The following is a 15,828-nucleotide window of genomic DNA, read 5'->3' as shown; positions in this document are numbered from 1 at the left end:
GGCACGGGGGATAGTGATGCACAATTTGACGATCGCCGAGATCCGCGCCGGTGACAGCGTGGCGATCACGGAGGCCTATATCGGGCGGATCGCCAATTTCAACGAAGAACTCAAGGCCTTCACGGCGTTGGACCTGGACAATGCGCGCGCCGCCGCCGCGGAATCGGCGATCCGCATCCGGCTAGGTGAAGCACGGCCGCTCGAAGGCGTTCCCTTTGGGATCAAAGCCAATATCGACGTGGAGGGACTCGCGACGACGGCTGGCCTGGCGGCACGCCGCGACGACATCGCCACCTCCGATGCCGCCGTCGTTGCCTTGCTCCGGAACGCGGGCGCCGTCATCCTCGGCCATCTCAACATGCATGAAGGCGCGCTTGGCGCGACGACCGACAACCCGGCATATGGTCGCACTGAAAACCCTCACAAATTAGGCCGGACGCCCGGCGGTTCGAGCGGCGGATCGGGTGCCGCCGTAGCGGCCGGGCTGTGTGCAGCGGCGCTGGGTACCGACACATTGGGCTCGGTCCGCATCCCGGCGGCATTCAACGGCGTCTATGGCTTGAAGCCGGGTACCGGCTTGATTTCCGACGATGGACTTGTGCCGTTGGCGCGTCGCCTCGACTGTATCGGACCCTTGGCACGGTCGATTGCCGACCTTGCTGCAGTGATGGCCGTCATTGCGCCATTGGCAGCGGAACGTCCGGTGACCCGGGCGGCGACGCTGCGCGCTGTGAATGAGGCGGACTGCGAACCTGCTGTAAAGCAATGCTTCCGGGCGGCGGTCGCTGCGCTAGAGGGGCTAGGGATCACCGTCGTCGAAGCAGCGACGCTGGGCCTCGATGTCAGGGCAGCCCGGCTCGGCGGCTATATCGAGTCATCGCGCGAGGCGGCCCTGACCTTTGCGGCGGATCGGCGTGCCGGCGGTATCAGCGCCGCGTTTGCCGCGGTGCTCGATTTTGGGGCCGAGGCATCGCCGGATACTGTCGCTGGCAGCCTCGCGGCCATGGCGTTGGCGCACAAGCTGTTGAACTCGCTACTGGAAACCTTCGACGTTCTGGTCACGCCGACAACGCCGCAGGTGGCTTTCGCGCACGGGCATGTGCCAAATACCCAGGGGCATTTTACCGCGCTGGCGAATATCGCCGGGGTGCCGGCGCTGTCGTTGCCGGCCGGGTTTGACGCGGATGGCATGCCGGTCGGGGTGCAGATCATCGGCCGGCGTGGATCCGAGGCGACCTTGCTGGCGTTGGGAGCAAGGCTGGATGCGGCGCTGGGTGGTTATCGGGCGCCGGCTGGCTTCCGCTAGAGGAAATACCGTATGAAAATCATAATGTTGTTCAATCTCAAGGTTGGTGTTTCGGCGGAGGATTACGAGGCTTGGGCCAAGGCGCGTGATATCCCCAGCGTGCGGGCCTTGCCTTCGGTGGATGATTTCCAGGTGTACCGGACGACCGGCGTGTTGGGAGGCAAGGGCGTGCCGCTTTATGCCTATGTCGAAGTGATCGATGTGCCTGATATGGAAGGCTTCGGGACCGATATGGCGAGTGCGGCGATCCAGGACGTGTTGAAAGAGTTCGAGGAATTTGCCGATACGCCGGCGTTTATCCTGACCGAACCGCTGAGCCTGGCGTGATTGCTGGATCGGGGCATTGCGGGATGATTTGCGGGCAGTTTCAGGCTGGTTGCCGGTAATTTTCGGGTATGTCGCGGGTTGTGGGCAGGGCTGTTTTGGCCTGAATTCGGGCGATTTGGGACGTTTTGTGATTTTCGTAGGCATTCGCCGGCATCGTCCGTAACAATCGCCGGGTGACATCCGCCACCGCTCCCTACCGCCTTGCCCTGCCGCTGCGGCCGCTATTCACGGCGACGATCATGCTGGGGTCGTTCCTGCTCTTCCTGATCCAGCCGATGTTCGGTCGGTCGGTGCTGCCGCTGCTCGGCGGTTCGCCGTCGGTGTGGAACACCGCGATGCTGTTCTACCAAGTGACGCTGCTGCTCGGCTATCTTTACGCCCATCTGATCCGGCGGCTGCCGTTGTCGCGGCAGTTGCTGCTCCACCTGCTGCTGTTCGGCGCCGCGGCGCTGACCCTGCCGGTCGGTGTGGCGCGCTGGGTTCCTGCCGCTGCCGACACGCCGCCGGCGCTGTGGCTGCTCGGGCTGCTGGCGGCGTCGATCGGGCCGGTGTTTTTCGTCGCGTCGGCGCAGTCACCTTTGATGCAGGCCTGGTTCGGCCGGTCGCAGCACCCCGATGCGTCGAATCCGTATTTTCTCTATGCCGCGTCGAACCTCGGCAGCTTTGCCGCGCTGATTGCCTATCCGCTGCTCGTCGAACCGACGCTGGCGCTGGGTACCCAGTCGCTGCTGTGGTCGCTGGGATTTGTCGTGCTGGCAGGCCTTGTAGCGCTGTGCGGGCTGTCGGTGATGCAGGGTGGCCCGGTAGCAGTGCAAGCCGCCGCCGCGCCGGGGGTGCAGGTCACCTGGGCCCGGCGCGGCCGCTGGACGTTGCTGGCGTTCGTCGCGTCCGGGTTGCTGCTGTCGACGACGACCCATTTGACCACCGATATCGCCGCGACGCCGCTGCTCTGGGTCATCCCGCTGGGTGTGTATCTGCTGAGCTTCGTGCTTGCCTTCGGCGCGTCGGGGGAGCGCTGGGCCAGATGGGCGCAGCTGATCGCCCCGGGGGCGTTGCTGGCGCTCGGCATATGGGTGTGCCTGCGTTCGGGGCCCGGAGCGGCGACGCTGTTCGCCGCGGCCGGCGTGGTGGTGCTGTTCATCGTCGCGCTGGCGCTGCACGGCACGCTGGCGATGGACAAGCCCGATGTCGGCGGGCTGACCGATTTCTATCTGTGGATCTCGGTCGGCGGTGCGCTCGGCGGCGTGCTGTGCGCGCTGGTCGCGCCGGTGCTGTTCGATTGGCCTTACGAGCATCCGCTGCTGCTTATACTCGCGGCGGTCGTCATCCCGGCGCCGCAACTGTCGCCGCGGCTGGGCGCGCTGTGGCAGGACCGGCGCATCCGGGTGCTGGTGATCGTCGTTGCAACGATCCTGGGTGTCGCCGCCGGCTTCAGGATCGCGCAGATGACACCCGGCAAGATGGTGCCCGACAGCCTGAGTTTCGAACTGTTTGCCGTCGCGGCGCTGTGGCTGCTGGCGGTGGTGGCGATCGGCCGGCGCGGGCTGTTCGCCTATGTCTTTGCCATGCTCCTGCTTGCATTCGGCGGTGTCGGCCAGCTCAAGGTATCGGCAACCGAAGGCGCGCGCGAGCGCAGCTTTTTCGGCGTCTATGCGATCTACAACGAGCCGGAGAATGTGCGGCGCACGCTGGTCCACGGCACGACCTTGCACGGGGTCCAGTCGCTCGATCCGCTGCGCTCGGCGATCCCGATGACCTATTATGCGCCCGAAAGCGGCGTCGGCATGGTGATGCGGCGCACTGACCGCTTCGGCGACGACGCGCATATCGCCTTCGTCGGCCTCGGGACCGGCACGCTCGCCTGTTACGCCGAGCCCGGGCAGCAATGGACCGCGTACGAGATCGACCCGGCGGTCGCAGCGATCGCCAAAAAGCGCTTCAGCTATATAGGGCAATGCCGGCCCGACCTGCCGATCGTGCTCGGCGATGCGCGGCTGACGCTGCTGAAGGCAAAGCCCGGCGACCTCGACATCCTCGCCGTCGATGCCTTCTCGTCGGATTCGATCCCGCTCCATCTCGTTACCCGCGAGGCGTTCCGCGTCTATGGCCGGGCGCTGCAACCGGAGGGCGTGCTGCTCATCCATGTCTCGAACCAGTTTCTCGACCTTGAACCGATGATCGCGGCGATCGGCGCTGCCGAAGGCTGGACGGTCAGGGTGCGCGACTATGCGCCCAAGGGCGACCAGCCTGCTGGCCAGCTGTTCACGCGGTCGGTCTGGATCGCGCTCACCCGGACGCCCGAAGCGATGGTGGCAATGACCGCGGAACTGCCGGCGGGAGCGTGGACGGCGCCGCGGCGGCAGGCGGGGCTGGTGGCGTGGACCGACGATTTTGCCAGCATCTTGCCGGTGGTGAAGGTGTTCCGGGGGAAGGAGAAGTAGCGCCTTCCGCGGCTGGGGCGTTGGCCACAGACCCCTCGGGCAGGGTAGAGGGGCGGCGCTTTTGTTTCTGCGGGGGACCACCCCCACCCGCCGTGCCAAACGGCACGAGTCGCCTCCCCCCTTGAGGGGGAGGACAAGCAGCTAATTGACGATGGCTGCCTGCATCGCTTCGAAACGTGCAATCGCGACTTCGTCCTTGGCGGCGCGGGCGGCGACGAGGTCGACGGCGATCCTGGCGGGGTCGAGGTCGGTGACGGGCGTCGCGCTTTCGGCGAGGATGGTCAGGCCCTTGTCGTTGACCTCGGCAAAGCCGCCGTCGACGAAGATGCGGCGGGTCAAGGTGTTGGAGTCGGCTTCGTAGATCGAGATCGCGCCGGGGCGGATGGTGCTCATCATCGGGGCGTGGCCGGGGAGGACGCCGAAGTCGCCCTCGGAGCCGGGGACGACGACCATGGCAACCTGGCCCGAGCTGAGCAGGCGTTCGGGGGAGACGAGTTCGAAGTTAAGGAGGTCGGCCATGGTTCGTCCTGTGCTGGTGGGGCGGGAGAGACCCCTCACCCCGCTCGCCAAGGGGCGAGTCGCCCTCTCCCGCAAGGGGAGAGGGGAAGAAGGTTACGCGGCTTCGGCTGCCAGGCGCTGGGCCTTGGCGACCGCGTCTTCGATGGTGCCGACGAGGTAGAAGGCGGCTTCGGGCAGGTGGTCGTATTCACCGGCGACGATGGCCTTGAAGCCTTTGATCGTGTCTTCGACCTTGACGAAGACACCGGGGGTGCCGGTGAAGATTTCGGCGACGTGGAAGGGCTGCGAGAGGAAGCGCTGGATCTTGCGGGCGCGCGAGACGGTCAGCTTGTCCTCCTCGGACAGCTCATCCATGCCGAGAATGGCGATGATGTCCTGAAGCGACTTGTACTTCTGCAGCACTTCCTGGACCGAGCGGGCCACGGCGTAATGCTCTTCGCCGACGGTGCGGGGTTCGAGAACGCGGCTGGTCGAATCGAGCGGATCGACGGCCGGGTAGATGCCGAGCTCGGCGATCGAGCGGCTGAGCGTCGTGGTCGCGTCCAAATGCGCGAACGAGGTGGCAGGCGCTGGATCGGTGAGATCGTCGGCGGGAACGTAGATCGCCTGAACGGACGTGATCGAACCCTTGTTGGTCGAGGTGATGCGCTCCTGCAGCTGGCCCATGTCGGTGGCAAGGGTTGGCTGGTAGCCCACGGCCGACGGGATGCGGCCCAGAAGTGCCGACACTTCGGAACCGGCCTGGGTGAAGCGGAAGATGTTGTCGACGAAGAACAGCACGTCCTGGCCTTCGACATCGCGGAAATATTCGGCGTTGGTCAGGCCGGACAGGGCGACGCGGGCGCGGGCGCCTGGCGGCTCGTTCATCTGGCCGAAGACGAGCGCGACCTTGGAGCCCTTGGAGGTGGCGTTGCCGTTCTCGTCCTTGGCGATGACGCCGGCTTCGAGGAATTCGTGGTAAAGATCATTGCCTTCGCGGGTGCGCTCGCCGACGCCGGCGAACACCGAGGTGCCGCCATGGCCCTTGGCGATGTTGTTGATCAGTTCCTGGATGAGCACGGTCTTGCCGACGCCGGCGCCGCCGAACAGCCCGATCTTGCCGCCCTTGGCGTAGGGGGCGATGAGATCGATGACCTTGATGCCGGTGACGAGGATCGAACTTTCAGTCGACTGGTCGACGAACAGCGGTGCCTCGGCGTGGATCGGCATGGTGGTTTCGGCGTTCACAGGCCCCATTTCGTCGATCGGCTCGCCGATGACGTTGAGGATGCGTCCGAGCGTGGCAGGACCGACGGGAACGCGGATCTGCGAGCCGGTGTCGGTAACTTCCTGCCCACGGACAAGCCCGTCGGTGGCATCCATGGCGATAGTGCGGACGGTGTTCTCGCCGAGATGCTGGGCGACTTCGAGGACCAGGCGGCGGTTCTCGATGCGGGTTTCCAGCGCGCTCAGGATGGCGGGCAGGTCGGTATCGAAATGGACGTCGACGACGGCGCCGATGACCTGCGAGACGCGGCCGACGTTATTGGTGGTGGGGGTGGTGGCCATGTGGCGTGCTCCTTAAAGCGCTTCGGCGCCCGAGATGATCTCGATCAATTCCTTGGTGATCGCGGCCTGTCTCGTGCGGTTGTAGGTTATGGTCAGCTTGTTGATCATGTCGCCGGCGTTGCGGGTCGCATTGTCCATCGCGGTCATGCGGCTGCCCTGTTCGGAGGCGGCGTTCTCGAGGAGGGCGCGGAAGACCTGGACGGCGAGGTTGCGCGGCAGGAGTTCGGCGAGGATGGCTTCCTCGTCGGGCTCGTATTCGACCGCGGCGGGGACGGCGTCCTTGGCGACTGCGACATCGGTGGTACCGAGTGCGGGCAGGGCGGCCGGGATGATCTGGATCTCGGTCGGTTCCTGGACGAGCGCAGAGCGGAAGCGCGCGAAGAACAGGTGGGCGACGTCGAATTCGCCGGCCTCGTAGCGGGTCGTGACCTCGTCGGCGATGACCTTGGCATCGGCGAAGGCGACGTTCTTGATGTGCGACTGGTCGAGGTAGCCGATGATCAGCTCCTTGTGGGTCCGCATGAACGGCGCGCGGGCCTTCTTGCCGACGAACAGCAGCTTGACGGTCTTGCCGGCGGCGAGGAGCGATTCCATCTTCTTGCGGGCAAGACGCGCGATGTTGGTGTTGAAACCACCCGCGAGGCCGCGCTCCGACGAGGCGATGACGAGCAGGTGGACCTGGTCCTTGCCTGTGCCCGCCAATAGCCGCGGCGATTCGGGGCCGACCTGAACGGTGGCGCCGAGGCTGGCCATCACCGATGCCATGCGCTCCGAATAGGGGCGCGCGGCTTCGGCGGCTTCCTGGGCACGGCGCAGCTTGGCCGCGGCGACCATCTTCATCGCCTTGGTGATCTTCTGCGTCGACTTCACCGAGGTGATGCGCATCTTGAGGGCTTTGAGGCTTGCCATCTACTCTCTCTTTGCCGTCACCGCCTGCGAAGGCGGGCCCATCTCCGTGATGTTGAGGAGATGGGCCCCGGACTTCGCCGGGGTGACGAGATCTGGTTTACGCAAACGTCTTGGCGAAAGCGGCGATCAGCGTCTTCAGGCTGGCGGTCGTATCGGCCGACAGGTCCTTGGAATCGCGGATGGCGGTCAGCACGCCGGCGTGGTCGGCGCGGACATGGGCCAGCAGCGATGCCTCGAAGCGGGTGACTTCCTTGGCGGGGATGGTGTCGAGATAGCCGTTAACGCCGGCGAAGATCGAAACGACCTGCTCCTCGAACGGCATCGGCTTGTACTGGCCCTGCTTGAGCAATTCGGTCAGCCGGGCGCCGCGGTTGAGCAGGCGCTGGGTCGAGGCATCGAGATCCGAGCCGAACTGGGCGAAGGCGGCCATCTCGCGGTACTGGGCGAGCTCGAGCTTGATCGTGCCGGCGACCTTCTTCATCGCCTTGGTCTGGGCTGCCGAACCGACGCGGCTGACCGACAGGCCGACGTTGATGGCCGGGCGGACGCCCTGGTAGAACAGCTCGGTTTCGAGGAAGATTTGGCCATCGGTGATCGAGATGACGTTGGTCGGGATGTACGCCGAGACGTCGCCGGCCTGGGTCTCGATGATCGGCAGGGCAGTGAGCGAACCGCCGCCATTGTCGTTGTTCATCTTGGCGGCACGCTCGAGCAGGCGCGAGTGGAGATAGAAGACGTCGCCGGGATAGGCTTCGCGGCCGGGAGGACGGCGCAAAAGAAGCGACATCTGGCGATAGGCGACGGCCTGCTTGGTGAGATCGTCATAGACGATGACGGCGTGCATGCCGTTGTCGCGGAAATATTCGCCCATGGTGCAGCCGGTGTACGGTGCGAGGAACTGCAGCGGCGCCGGCTCCGAAGCAGTCGCGGCGACGACGATGCTGTATTCCATCGCGCCGTTTTCCTCGAGCGCACGGACGATCTGGGCGACGGTCGAGCGCTTCTGGCCGACGGCGACGTAGATGCAATAAAGCTTCTTCGACTCGTCGGTGCCGGCGTTGGCGGCCTTCTGGTTGATGAAGGTGTCGATGGCGACGGCGGTCTTGCCGGTCTGGCGATCGCCGATGATCAGCTCGCGTTGGCCGCGGCCGACGGGGACGAGGGCATCGAGCGCCTTGAGGCCGGTCTGCATCGGTTCGTGGACCGAGGTACGCGGGATGATGCCGGGGGCCTTCACTTCGACGCGCGAGCGGGTGACGTCGGTCAGAGGGCCCTTGCCATCGATCGGGTTGCCGAGGCCGTCGACGACGCGGCCCAGAAGGCCCTTGCCGACGGGAACGTCGACGATGGTGCCGGTGCGCTTGACGGTGTCGCCTTCCTTGATGCCCGCATCCGAGCCGAAGATGACGATGCCGACGTTATCGGCTTCGAGGTTGAGCGCCATGCCCTTGATGCCGCCGGGGAATTCGACCATTTCACCGGCCTGGACGTTGTCGAGGCCATGGACGCGGGCGATGCCGTCGCCGACCGACAGCACCTGGCCGACTTCGGAAACTTCGGCGTCATTGCCGAAATTGGCGATCTGGTCCTTGATGACCCGCGAGATTTCAGCGGCGTTGATGTCCATGGATTAGCCCTTCAGTGCCTGGCCGAGCGAATCGAGCCGGGTTTTCAACGATGAATCGATCATGCGGCTGCCGACGCGGACGATGAGTCCGCCAAGGATCGCAGGGTCGACGGTGATATCGAGCGCCACATCGCGGCCGAGACCAGCCTTGAGCTTGGCGGCGAGCGCCTGCTGCTGGTCGGCGGATAGCGGGTGGGCAGCGGTGACGCGGGCGCTGATCTCGCCGCGGCGAGCGGCGGCGAGGGCGGTGAAATCGCGGATGATGGCGGACAATGTTCCCAGCCGCCGGTTGCCGGCCAGGACGCCGAGGAAAGCGGTGGTCAGCTTGTCGAGACCAAGCGAGCCGGCGACCGCGGCGATGCCGGCGGCCGCCTGCTTGCGCGATACCATCGGGCTGTTGGTCAGCGCCTTGAGGTCGTCGGAGCCGGCAAGGGCATCCTTCAACGTGGCAAGGCTGGTGCCGACGGTGTCGAGGCTGCCGGCATCGACGGCGAGGTCGAACAGCGCGGTCGCGTAACGGCCCGACAGGCCGAGCGCTACGCTCGAACGTCCCGCAGCATTTGCCGGGGCGATTGCAGAATTTGGTTCCAAGGGCCCTGTGTCCAGCGGCAAGAGTTACGATGACGAGCGCCTGGGGCAAAGGCCCGGCAGACGCGGCGGCGGCTAGCACGAGGCTGGGGATGTTGCAAGGCAGGAGGGTGGATTTGGAGTGATCTCGCCGCGGCGATGATGCGAATCGGGGCGGCGGTGCCAGTCACTCGTCGCCCTCATTCGTCGCCCATCGGGCCGGCGTCGGGGATCGCCGCGCACAGGGTGTCGATACTGTCGATGATGGCGCCGCTGTAATCGAGGAACGGGCGTTCGGCGGCAAGGATGGCGCGAAATGCCTGTTTCTTGAGGGCATCGATCGTGCCGGGCGCCAGCAGGGTGCCGGCATCGGGCAGCGCCGAGGCGACGATGTCGATCATGCGCTCGGCGCCGTGGAGGCGGCCCCAGAGATAGTCGTGCTCGCGAAAGCTGCGACTGAAGAACGCGCCAAAGGCGTTGAACTGGGCGCCCTTCAAGGCGCCGCCGCCCGCCACGCGCAGCGACAGGGAATCGTCGGGGGACAACCGGTCGACGAGGATCTCGTCGAACTCGTCGATGCCGTCGCCCTGCAGCAGGGGCAGCATGGCGATGTCGAAGAACGGGAAGCCGAGATAGGCGCTGAGCATGGCGCGGCGCAGCGGGCGCGGCAGCGGGGCACCGAACAGGGCGACGAGGCCGATGTCGCTGCGGGTGTCGAGATTCTTGAGGTCGAGCGCCGCCGCCAGCGCCGCCAGCGCCGCGTCGGGGTCGTCGCCCGCTGCGAGGGCGGCGGCGTGCATGTGCGGGCCGTAGAACACCGGCTGGCGGCGCAGCATATAGGGGCCAACGATTTCGTAGAGGCCGGTCTTCACCGCCTCGAGCGCGGTGCGGCTGGCGTCATCTGTGGCGGCCTCGCTAAGGGTGTTGGCGCGGCGGATGAGGAAGCGCAGCCGGCGGATGCGGAATTCGAGATCGAAGTTGCGCAGGAAGACGACATAGTCCGAATCCGCACCGCCGCGTGCAATCGCCTGTGCCGGCTGGTCGAGCCCGCGGGCGCCGACGGCGCCCCAGATCGCGGCGCGAATCCGCGCGGAGCCATTGGCACCTCCGCCGTCGCCATGCCCCTTCAGCGCCGCGTTGTCGGCGAGCTGGGTCAGCCGGGCGGCGATTCCCTCGACGAGCTGTGCGGTCTTCAGCTGGCCATAGGCGGCATAGGCGAAGCCGGCCTCGCGCGCCGCGGTGCTGTGGGTTCGCGAGCGCCATTCCGACAGCCGCAGCGGTGTGGGTTTCCACATGAAGACGCGGATGCCGACGGCGCGTTCGATGGCGGCGTCGACTTCGGGGGTCATGCCATCGACGACATAGCGCATCCGCCGGATGCGCACCGAGAGCGCGTCGATGGCCGCCAGATTGTCGTTGATCGGTTGCTGGCGCGGGATGTCGGCCAGGCTGCGCAGGACGGTCGCGAAAAAGCCCGGCAGGATCGCCGAACCGCGCGGCGTCATGTCGTGCATGCCGGGCTTTGGATCGACATAGACGAAGCGGCGGTCGACTTCGCGGTGCGCCGGGCGGCGGGCGAGCGCTTCGATGGCGGGGCCGAAGGGGCGGTTGTTGAGCACGGCGCCGTCGATGAGGGTGATGGTCTCGGGATTGCTGCGGCCGGGGAAGATGCGCGCCAGGAAGGCGGCGCGGCCGGGCCAGCCGGCCTTGCGATCGGCGACGATCCTGTCGATCTCGCCGATCCGCGCCGGGGGAAAGGCGCCGGGGAACGAGGCGGTGGCGCGGGCGGCGAAGCTGAGCTCGGCGATGTCGGCGAGGTGGCGATGGCCGTCGGACAGCGGGCCGGGATCGGAAAAGCCGATGACGAGGCGGTGCTCGTTCTCGATGATCTCGGGCGGCGAGTGGAGGTGGAGCTTTTCGGCGACGCCGTGATAGTCGGTGACGGTGACGAACAGGTCGAGGGGCTGCAGCGGCGGGATCAGCGGCGGCGTGCGGACGCCCGCCGCCATCGCCGCCATCGCGTCGTACAACAGCCCGGAAAAGACGACGCCCGAAAACGGCGGCTTGAACCAGCGCGACCGCATCAGGCGCGACAGCTTGCGCGACACTTCGCTGCGCGCGCCAGGATCGCGCATGTCGTCCATGACCAGGCCCTTCCGGCGTGCCCACCAGACCAGCGGCGTCGCCCACCATTTCGAATAGCGGGTCGAGGCGCCGGCGGGTTCGAGCAGCCGGTCGCTGTCGGCGCCTTCGAGCCACAGGTCGCGCAGCGGCTCCATGTCGGAGCCTTGCGAGATCGCCTGGGCGAGCAGGATGCCGTTGATGCCGCCCGCCGACGCCCCGGCGACGATATCGACGAGAACGCGAATATCGACGTGCGCGGCAAGCGTATCGAGCAGCCGGCCGTAGACGATCTCGCTGTCGTCAGCCGGGGGCAGGGCCGTGGCAGGTGAAGCATGGCGGCGCATCGAGGCGCGGCACAGCTTCCAGACTTCCTTGGTGGTGCCGTGCATGTAGACGGCGAGGCTGACGCCGCCATAGCAGACCAGCGCGAGCCGCAGTTCCTTTTCGCGCATCTGTGGCCCGCCTTTCAGCCACGCTTCTAAAGCGGGTTGCTGGCATTTGGAAAGTCGTGACCGGCGGCCGTTGCCGGAACCGATTGGCATCGTGTTCGGCGCAAGTCAGGGGATGAAGACGCGGCGCCGATCCGTCAGCGTAACCGACGGCAAGTCGATGAACAACAAGCTCACGGGCACCGTATAGGTCACCGCGATCTCTGTGTAGGGTGCGCCCTGGGAGACGCCATGGGTGACGACAGGATTTTCGAGCTGCGCCTGCACGATCCCGAAGGATTGGCTGCGCACAGCCGATGCGAGCGTTTCGTCGCTCCGTGCCGGCCACAGGGTCGCCGTGCGCGCCGCCTCGCCCAGCCCGTGCTTCAGCCCTGCATTGGCGAAGAACACGATGCCGATCTGGAAGATGCCGAATATCAGTACCAGCAGGATGGGGATGATCAGGGCGAATTCGGCAGCCATGGCGCCGCGCTTGTCGAGCCGACACCAACGGGAGGTGCCGCCGGTCACTGGATGCGCACCACGGCATCGCCGGTGGTGATGAAGCCGCCGTTCTCGCCGCCGCCATGCAGAAGGCCGCCGTAACCGAAGTGAGGGACATATTCGGCCGAGATGGCGACCGATACATAGCGGGAAATCTGTTGCCCAGCCGGGCAGATGGCGGTCCAGCTGCTAGCGCGCACGCCGTTGCATTCCAGCCAGTTATCCACGTTCGCCGCCCGGTAGGTGCGCCCATAGGCGGCGATGACCTCCTGGCGCAGATTGGCATAGGTGCCGGAGACGGTACCCGGTGCGGTGGCGAGTTCCGCCGCCCGGCCGGCAGCCTGTTCGAGATCGAGCTTCTGGGCATAGGCACTGCCAAGGTCGATGGCACTGAAGACCAACACCGAGACCATCGGCGCGATCAAGGCCAGCTCCACGGCGGCGGCGCCGCGGCAGTCGCGGCCGAGACGGGCGATGAGCGTGCGGATCATGCGACCAGTTTTACCCGCGTGCCGGAAAACGAGCCGGCGCCCGAGCCGGGCGGGCAGACATTGGTGATGTGGCTGTTGCCGATGAAGGTAACACGCCGCGTGACGATCTGGACGCATCTGACGTCCTGGCCGCTGGTGCCGGTGAATTCGACATGCTGGCCGGGAAAATAAAAGGTTCCTTGGTAGCGCGATGCGGAATTGCCGTTGATCTTGTTGTCCCCCTGGTCAAGGGCGCGACGATCCTGGTAGAATACTACACCGGCATAGGTGCCCGAGGTCGGCGCGGTCAGGTTGATCGTGGCACCGCCGTTGATGCTGACATGGGCTATCAGACCCGGGCTGGACTCGGCGCTGTGGTGGGTCAGGATTATGACCACGCCGGTGCCGCTGACCGTGGCCTGCGACCCGGCGCTGAAGCTGCCGCCATCGATGTAGTAGATGCCGGGCCGCAGTTCGACCTGGCCTTTCAGGTCCATCCCGCCCCGGTATACGCCGGGGTCGAGGATCGAATGCTGATTGGGGCCGACATTGCCGCCATTCCGGTTGGCCACGCCGGCCAGATTGGGGCTGGGCAGGTTGGCGAGCGGATCGAATTGCGGCACGGAATAGGGGATGAGCTGGGTCCCCGCAGCATAGTTGCTGGGCGCCGCCGGCACGCCGCCGACCGCAGCAACTGGCGTGGCGTTGATCCGGCTGCTGCCGCCGGCGGTGACCGAGACCGCCGATGGCGAGTTCGACATCATGCCGCAGCCGAGATCGACATTCGTATTGCCGCCCATGTTGATGCCGGTGACGTTGGTGTTTTCGAGCGACAGCACGCAATATTCGCCTTGGGACACGACCTTGGCGGTGGCCTCGGCCGGAATGCGGATTGCGCGCTGCATCAGGAAGGCGACGAACGGCAGCCGGAGATCGGTTGCGAGCGCGACGCGGACGGCGCGCGTATCGCCGGAAAAAGCCCCCGCCGTCGGAGGCGTCTGGATTACAGGGGCGATCGTCATCGCGACATTGTTGTTCCGCGAAAGGTCGGCAGTGACGGTCGCGGCGACGGTATTCTGCTGCGACTGCGACAGGGCAAAGGCGCCGGCCAGCGCGCCGCTGTCGGCCTGGCGCTGCATGGCGCGCTTGGTATAGCTCCATTGGATGGTATCGGCGGCAAGACCGGCGCCGCCGATAATTACCGGCATGCTGATTGCAGTGATCATAGCAAGAGCGCCGCGCCGGTCGCCCCACAGCTTCTGGACAATGGTTCCTATATGCATCGCATCAAGCCCTGCCTGCGACGGCCCCCCGTCATTCTGCTTAGCAATAAAACAGTAGAGTTGTGATTACAAACGCATTTTAACGCCCTATTATTTCTATTAATCTTAAACATGCATTAATTTATTGAATAAGTTGACACCGCACATGCGCCATCGAACTGGGATAATGTCAGGCGACGCCCTTCCTTGCGATGATCTGCAACTGCCAGGATGCTCGAGACCCCGGAAATAGTATCGGGCTCATCACCCTGGCAGATTTTGTGCGATCGTGGTTCGGCGGCCGGACGGCCTATGGCGGCACGCGGACAGTGCGACTTGCGCGAGGAGATATCGGTGCTATGTTCACTTTCCGTTCGCATTCTTGAAAGCTGCCCATGGCCCGTGCCGCTACGCGATATGTCTGCCAGGCGTGCGGATCGGTGAGCAGCCGCTGGCAAGGCCAGTGCGGCGATTGCGAGGCGTGGAACACCATCCAGGCCGAGGCGGCACCGGTGGTGACGGCGTTCACGGCGAAACACTCGCTGAGTGGTGGCGGGCGCAAGTTCGCGATGGCGTCGCTGGCGGATGATGTGGAGTTGCCGAAGCGGCTGTCGACGGGGATCGGCGAGCTCGATCGGGCGCTGGGTGGGGCGATTGGTGGGCCTGCAGCGAATGCAGGCGGACTGGTGCCGGGATCGGTGGTGCTGATCGGCGGCGATCCGGGGATCGGCAAGTCGACGTTGCTGTTGCAGGCTGCGGGGCGGATGGCGCGCGATGGTCATGTGGTGGCCTATGTGTCGGGCGAGGAGGCGGCGGACCAGGTGCGGCTGCGGGCGCGGCGGCTGGGGCTGGCGAAGGCCGACGTCCAGTTGGCGAGCGAGACATCGGTGCGCGATATCCTGACGACGCTGGGCGCGGGCAAGCCGCCGGCGATGCTGGTCATCGATTCGATCCAGACGATGCATTCGGACACGCTCGAGGGCGCGCCGGGGACGGTTTCGCAGGTCCGGGCGAGCGCGCAGGAACTCATCCGCTATGCCAAGACGACGGGATGTGCGCTGATTCTGGTCGGGCATGTGACGAAGGACGGCCAGTTGGCGGGGCCGCGCGTACTCGAGCATATGGTCGACACGGTGCTGTATTTCGAGGGCGAGCGCAGCCACCAGTACCGGATCCTGCGCCCGGTGAAGAACCGCTTTGGCGGCACCGACGAGATCGGCGTGTTTTCAATGGGCGCCGACGGGCTCGAGGAAGTCACCAACCCGTCGTCGCTATTCCTGACCGACCGCGATGGCTCGGTCAGCGGCGCGGTGGTGTTCCCGGCGATGGAGGGGACGCGGCCGGTGCTGTGCGAAATCCAGGCGCTGGTGGTCAAGGTCGCGTCGGGCGCAACGCCGCGGCGAGCGGTGGTGGGGTGGGATTCGGGGCGGCTGTCGATGCTGCTGGCGGTGCTCGAGGCGCGCTGCGGGCTGGGGTTCGGCACGCACGAGGTCTATCTGAACGTGGCGGGCGGGTTGAAGGTCCAAGATCCCGCCGCCGATCTGGCCGTGGCGGCGGCGCTGATTTCGGCGTTGACCGACCGGCCGGTGCCGCATGATGCGGTGGCTTTCGGCGAAGTCGCGCTGTCGGGGGAGTTGCGGCCCGCGGGCCTGGCGTCGCTGCGCCTGAAGGAGGCGGCGAAGCTGGGTTTCGCCTCGGCTTTTGCGCCCAAGGGCACCGCGAGCGGCGCGATGCGGGTGGAAGCGATGCCGACTTTGGCGGCGCTCGTTGACCGGCTGGCGGGGCAGCCCTAAGGC

The 15,828-nt window shown here is 66.1% G+C and carries 13 protein-coding genes; 4 read left to right on the top strand and 9 right to left on the bottom strand.

The window, feature by feature from the left end:
• Positions 1-16: 16 nt before the first annotated feature.
• The 3 genes from IEW98_RS12580 to IEW98_RS12570 all read left to right on the top strand — a co-directional run bounded on the left by IEW98_RS12580 (position 17) and on the right by IEW98_RS12570 (position 4,074).
• On the top strand, positions 17-1,306 hold the full coding sequence (locus IEW98_RS12580) for an amidase (protein WP_188763307.1): 1,290 nt from the start codon (positions 17-19) through the stop codon (positions 1,304-1,306).
• 12 nt (positions 1,307-1,318) lie between these two features.
• Complete coding sequence (locus IEW98_RS12575) at positions 1,319-1,633, top strand: RedY/HapK family protein (protein ID WP_188763306.1); 315 nt, start codon at positions 1,319-1,321, stop codon at positions 1,631-1,633.
• 173 nt (positions 1,634-1,806) lie between these two features.
• The gene (locus tag IEW98_RS12570; protein ID WP_188763305.1) at positions 1,807-4,074 is read left to right on the top strand and encodes a fused MFS/spermidine synthase; all 2,268 of its coding nucleotides are present in this window, start codon (positions 1,807-1,809) and stop codon (positions 4,072-4,074) included.
• Between the two features lie 141 nt (positions 4,075-4,215).
• On the opposite strand, the gene IEW98_RS12565 is transcribed toward IEW98_RS12570, so the two are convergent.
• The 9 genes from IEW98_RS12565 to IEW98_RS12525 form a co-directional block, all read right to left on the bottom strand.
• Positions 4,216-4,593, bottom strand: coding sequence for a F0F1 ATP synthase subunit epsilon (locus IEW98_RS12565; protein WP_188763304.1), 378 nt, complete (start codon positions 4,591-4,593; stop codon positions 4,216-4,218).
• A gap of 93 nt (positions 4,594-4,686) precedes the next feature.
• The gene (gene atpD / locus IEW98_RS12560; RefSeq protein ID WP_188763303.1) at positions 4,687-6,141 is read right to left on the bottom strand and encodes a F0F1 ATP synthase subunit beta; all 1,455 of its coding nucleotides are present in this window, start codon (positions 6,139-6,141) and stop codon (positions 4,687-4,689) included.
• Positions 6,142-6,153: 12 nt separating this feature from the next.
• Positions 6,154-7,050, bottom strand: a complete 897-nt coding sequence (locus tag IEW98_RS12555) for a F0F1 ATP synthase subunit gamma (RefSeq protein WP_188763302.1) — start codon at positions 7,048-7,050, stop codon at positions 6,154-6,156.
• Between the two features lie 97 nt (positions 7,051-7,147).
• Positions 7,148-8,677, bottom strand: coding sequence for a F0F1 ATP synthase subunit alpha (gene atpA, locus IEW98_RS12550; RefSeq protein ID WP_188763301.1), 1,530 nt, complete (start codon positions 8,675-8,677; stop codon positions 7,148-7,150).
• 3 nt (positions 8,678-8,680) lie between these two features.
• On the bottom strand, positions 8,681-9,268 hold the full coding sequence (locus IEW98_RS12545) for a F0F1 ATP synthase subunit delta (protein WP_371870777.1): 588 nt from the start codon (positions 9,266-9,268) through the stop codon (positions 8,681-8,683).
• Positions 9,269-9,444: 176 nt separating this feature from the next.
• The gene (locus IEW98_RS12540) at positions 9,445-11,820 is read right to left on the bottom strand and encodes a patatin-like protein (RefSeq protein WP_188763300.1); all 2,376 of its coding nucleotides are present in this window, start codon (positions 11,818-11,820) and stop codon (positions 9,445-9,447) included.
• A gap of 105 nt (positions 11,821-11,925) precedes the next feature.
• Positions 11,926-12,279, bottom strand: a complete 354-nt coding sequence (locus IEW98_RS12535; protein ID WP_207792570.1) for a TadE/TadG family type IV pilus assembly protein — start codon at positions 12,277-12,279, stop codon at positions 11,926-11,928.
• Between the two features lie 44 nt (positions 12,280-12,323).
• A complete protein-coding gene (locus IEW98_RS12530) occupies positions 12,324-12,791 on the bottom strand; it encodes a TadE/TadG family type IV pilus assembly protein (RefSeq protein ID WP_188763298.1) in 468 nt (155 codons plus the stop codon).
• Entirely contained in the window at positions 12,788-13,996 is a 1,209-nt protein-coding gene (locus IEW98_RS12525) for a pilus assembly protein TadG-related protein (RefSeq protein WP_243450748.1), read from the bottom strand. Before IEW98_RS12525 ends, IEW98_RS12530 begins: the two co-directional genes overlap by 4 nt.
• A 431-nt stretch (positions 13,997-14,427) precedes the next feature.
• Here IEW98_RS12525 and radA point away from each other — a divergent pair, with 431 nt between their 5' ends.
• Positions 14,428-15,825 (top strand): DNA repair protein RadA, encoded by a 1,398-nt coding sequence (gene radA / locus IEW98_RS12520; protein ID WP_188763296.1) that lies wholly within the window; start codon positions 14,428-14,430, stop codon positions 15,823-15,825.
• Positions 15,826-15,828 lie beyond the last annotated feature (3 nt).

Origin of the sequence: Sandarakinorhabdus glacialis, from assembly GCF_014643455.1 — a bacterium.
Classification (GTDB): Bacteria; Pseudomonadota; Alphaproteobacteria; order Sphingomonadales; family Sphingomonadaceae; genus Sandarakinorhabdus; species Sandarakinorhabdus glacialis.
This window is presented reverse-complemented; position numbering and strand designations above follow the sequence as displayed.

Coding starts and splice junctions, on each gene's coding strand:
- IEW98_RS12565 (WP_188763304.1), bottom strand. CDS start 4,593: ATGGCCGACCTCCTTAACTTCGAACTCGTCTCCCCCGAACGCCTGCTC.
- IEW98_RS12580 (WP_188763307.1), top strand. CDS start 17: ATGCACAATTTGACGATCGCCGAGATCCGCGCCGGTGACAGCGTGGCG.
- atpA (WP_188763301.1), bottom strand. CDS start 8,677: ATGGACATCAACGCCGCTGAAATCTCGCGGGTCATCAAGGACCAGATC.
- IEW98_RS12530 (WP_188763298.1), bottom strand. CDS start 12,791: ATGATCCGCACGCTCATCGCCCGTCTCGGCCGCGACTGCCGCGGCGCC.
- radA (WP_188763296.1), top strand. CDS start 14,428: ATGGCCCGTGCCGCTACGCGATATGTCTGCCAGGCGTGCGGATCGGTG.
- IEW98_RS12555 (WP_188763302.1), bottom strand. CDS start 7,050: ATGGCAAGCCTCAAAGCCCTCAAGATGCGCATCACCTCGGTGAAGTCG.
- IEW98_RS12535 (WP_207792570.1), bottom strand. CDS start 12,279: ATGGCTGCCGAATTCGCCCTGATCATCCCCATCCTGCTGGTACTGATA.
- IEW98_RS12525 (WP_243450748.1), bottom strand. CDS start 13,996: ATGATCACTGCAATCAGCATGCCGGTAATTATCGGCGGCGCCGGTCTT.
- IEW98_RS12575 (WP_188763306.1), top strand. CDS start 1,319: ATGAAAATCATAATGTTGTTCAATCTCAAGGTTGGTGTTTCGGCGGAG.
- atpD (WP_188763303.1), bottom strand. CDS start 6,141: ATGGCCACCACCCCCACCACCAATAACGTCGGCCGCGTCTCGCAGGTC.
- IEW98_RS12540 (WP_188763300.1), bottom strand. CDS start 11,820: ATGCGCGAAAAGGAACTGCGGCTCGCGCTGGTCTGCTATGGCGGCGTC.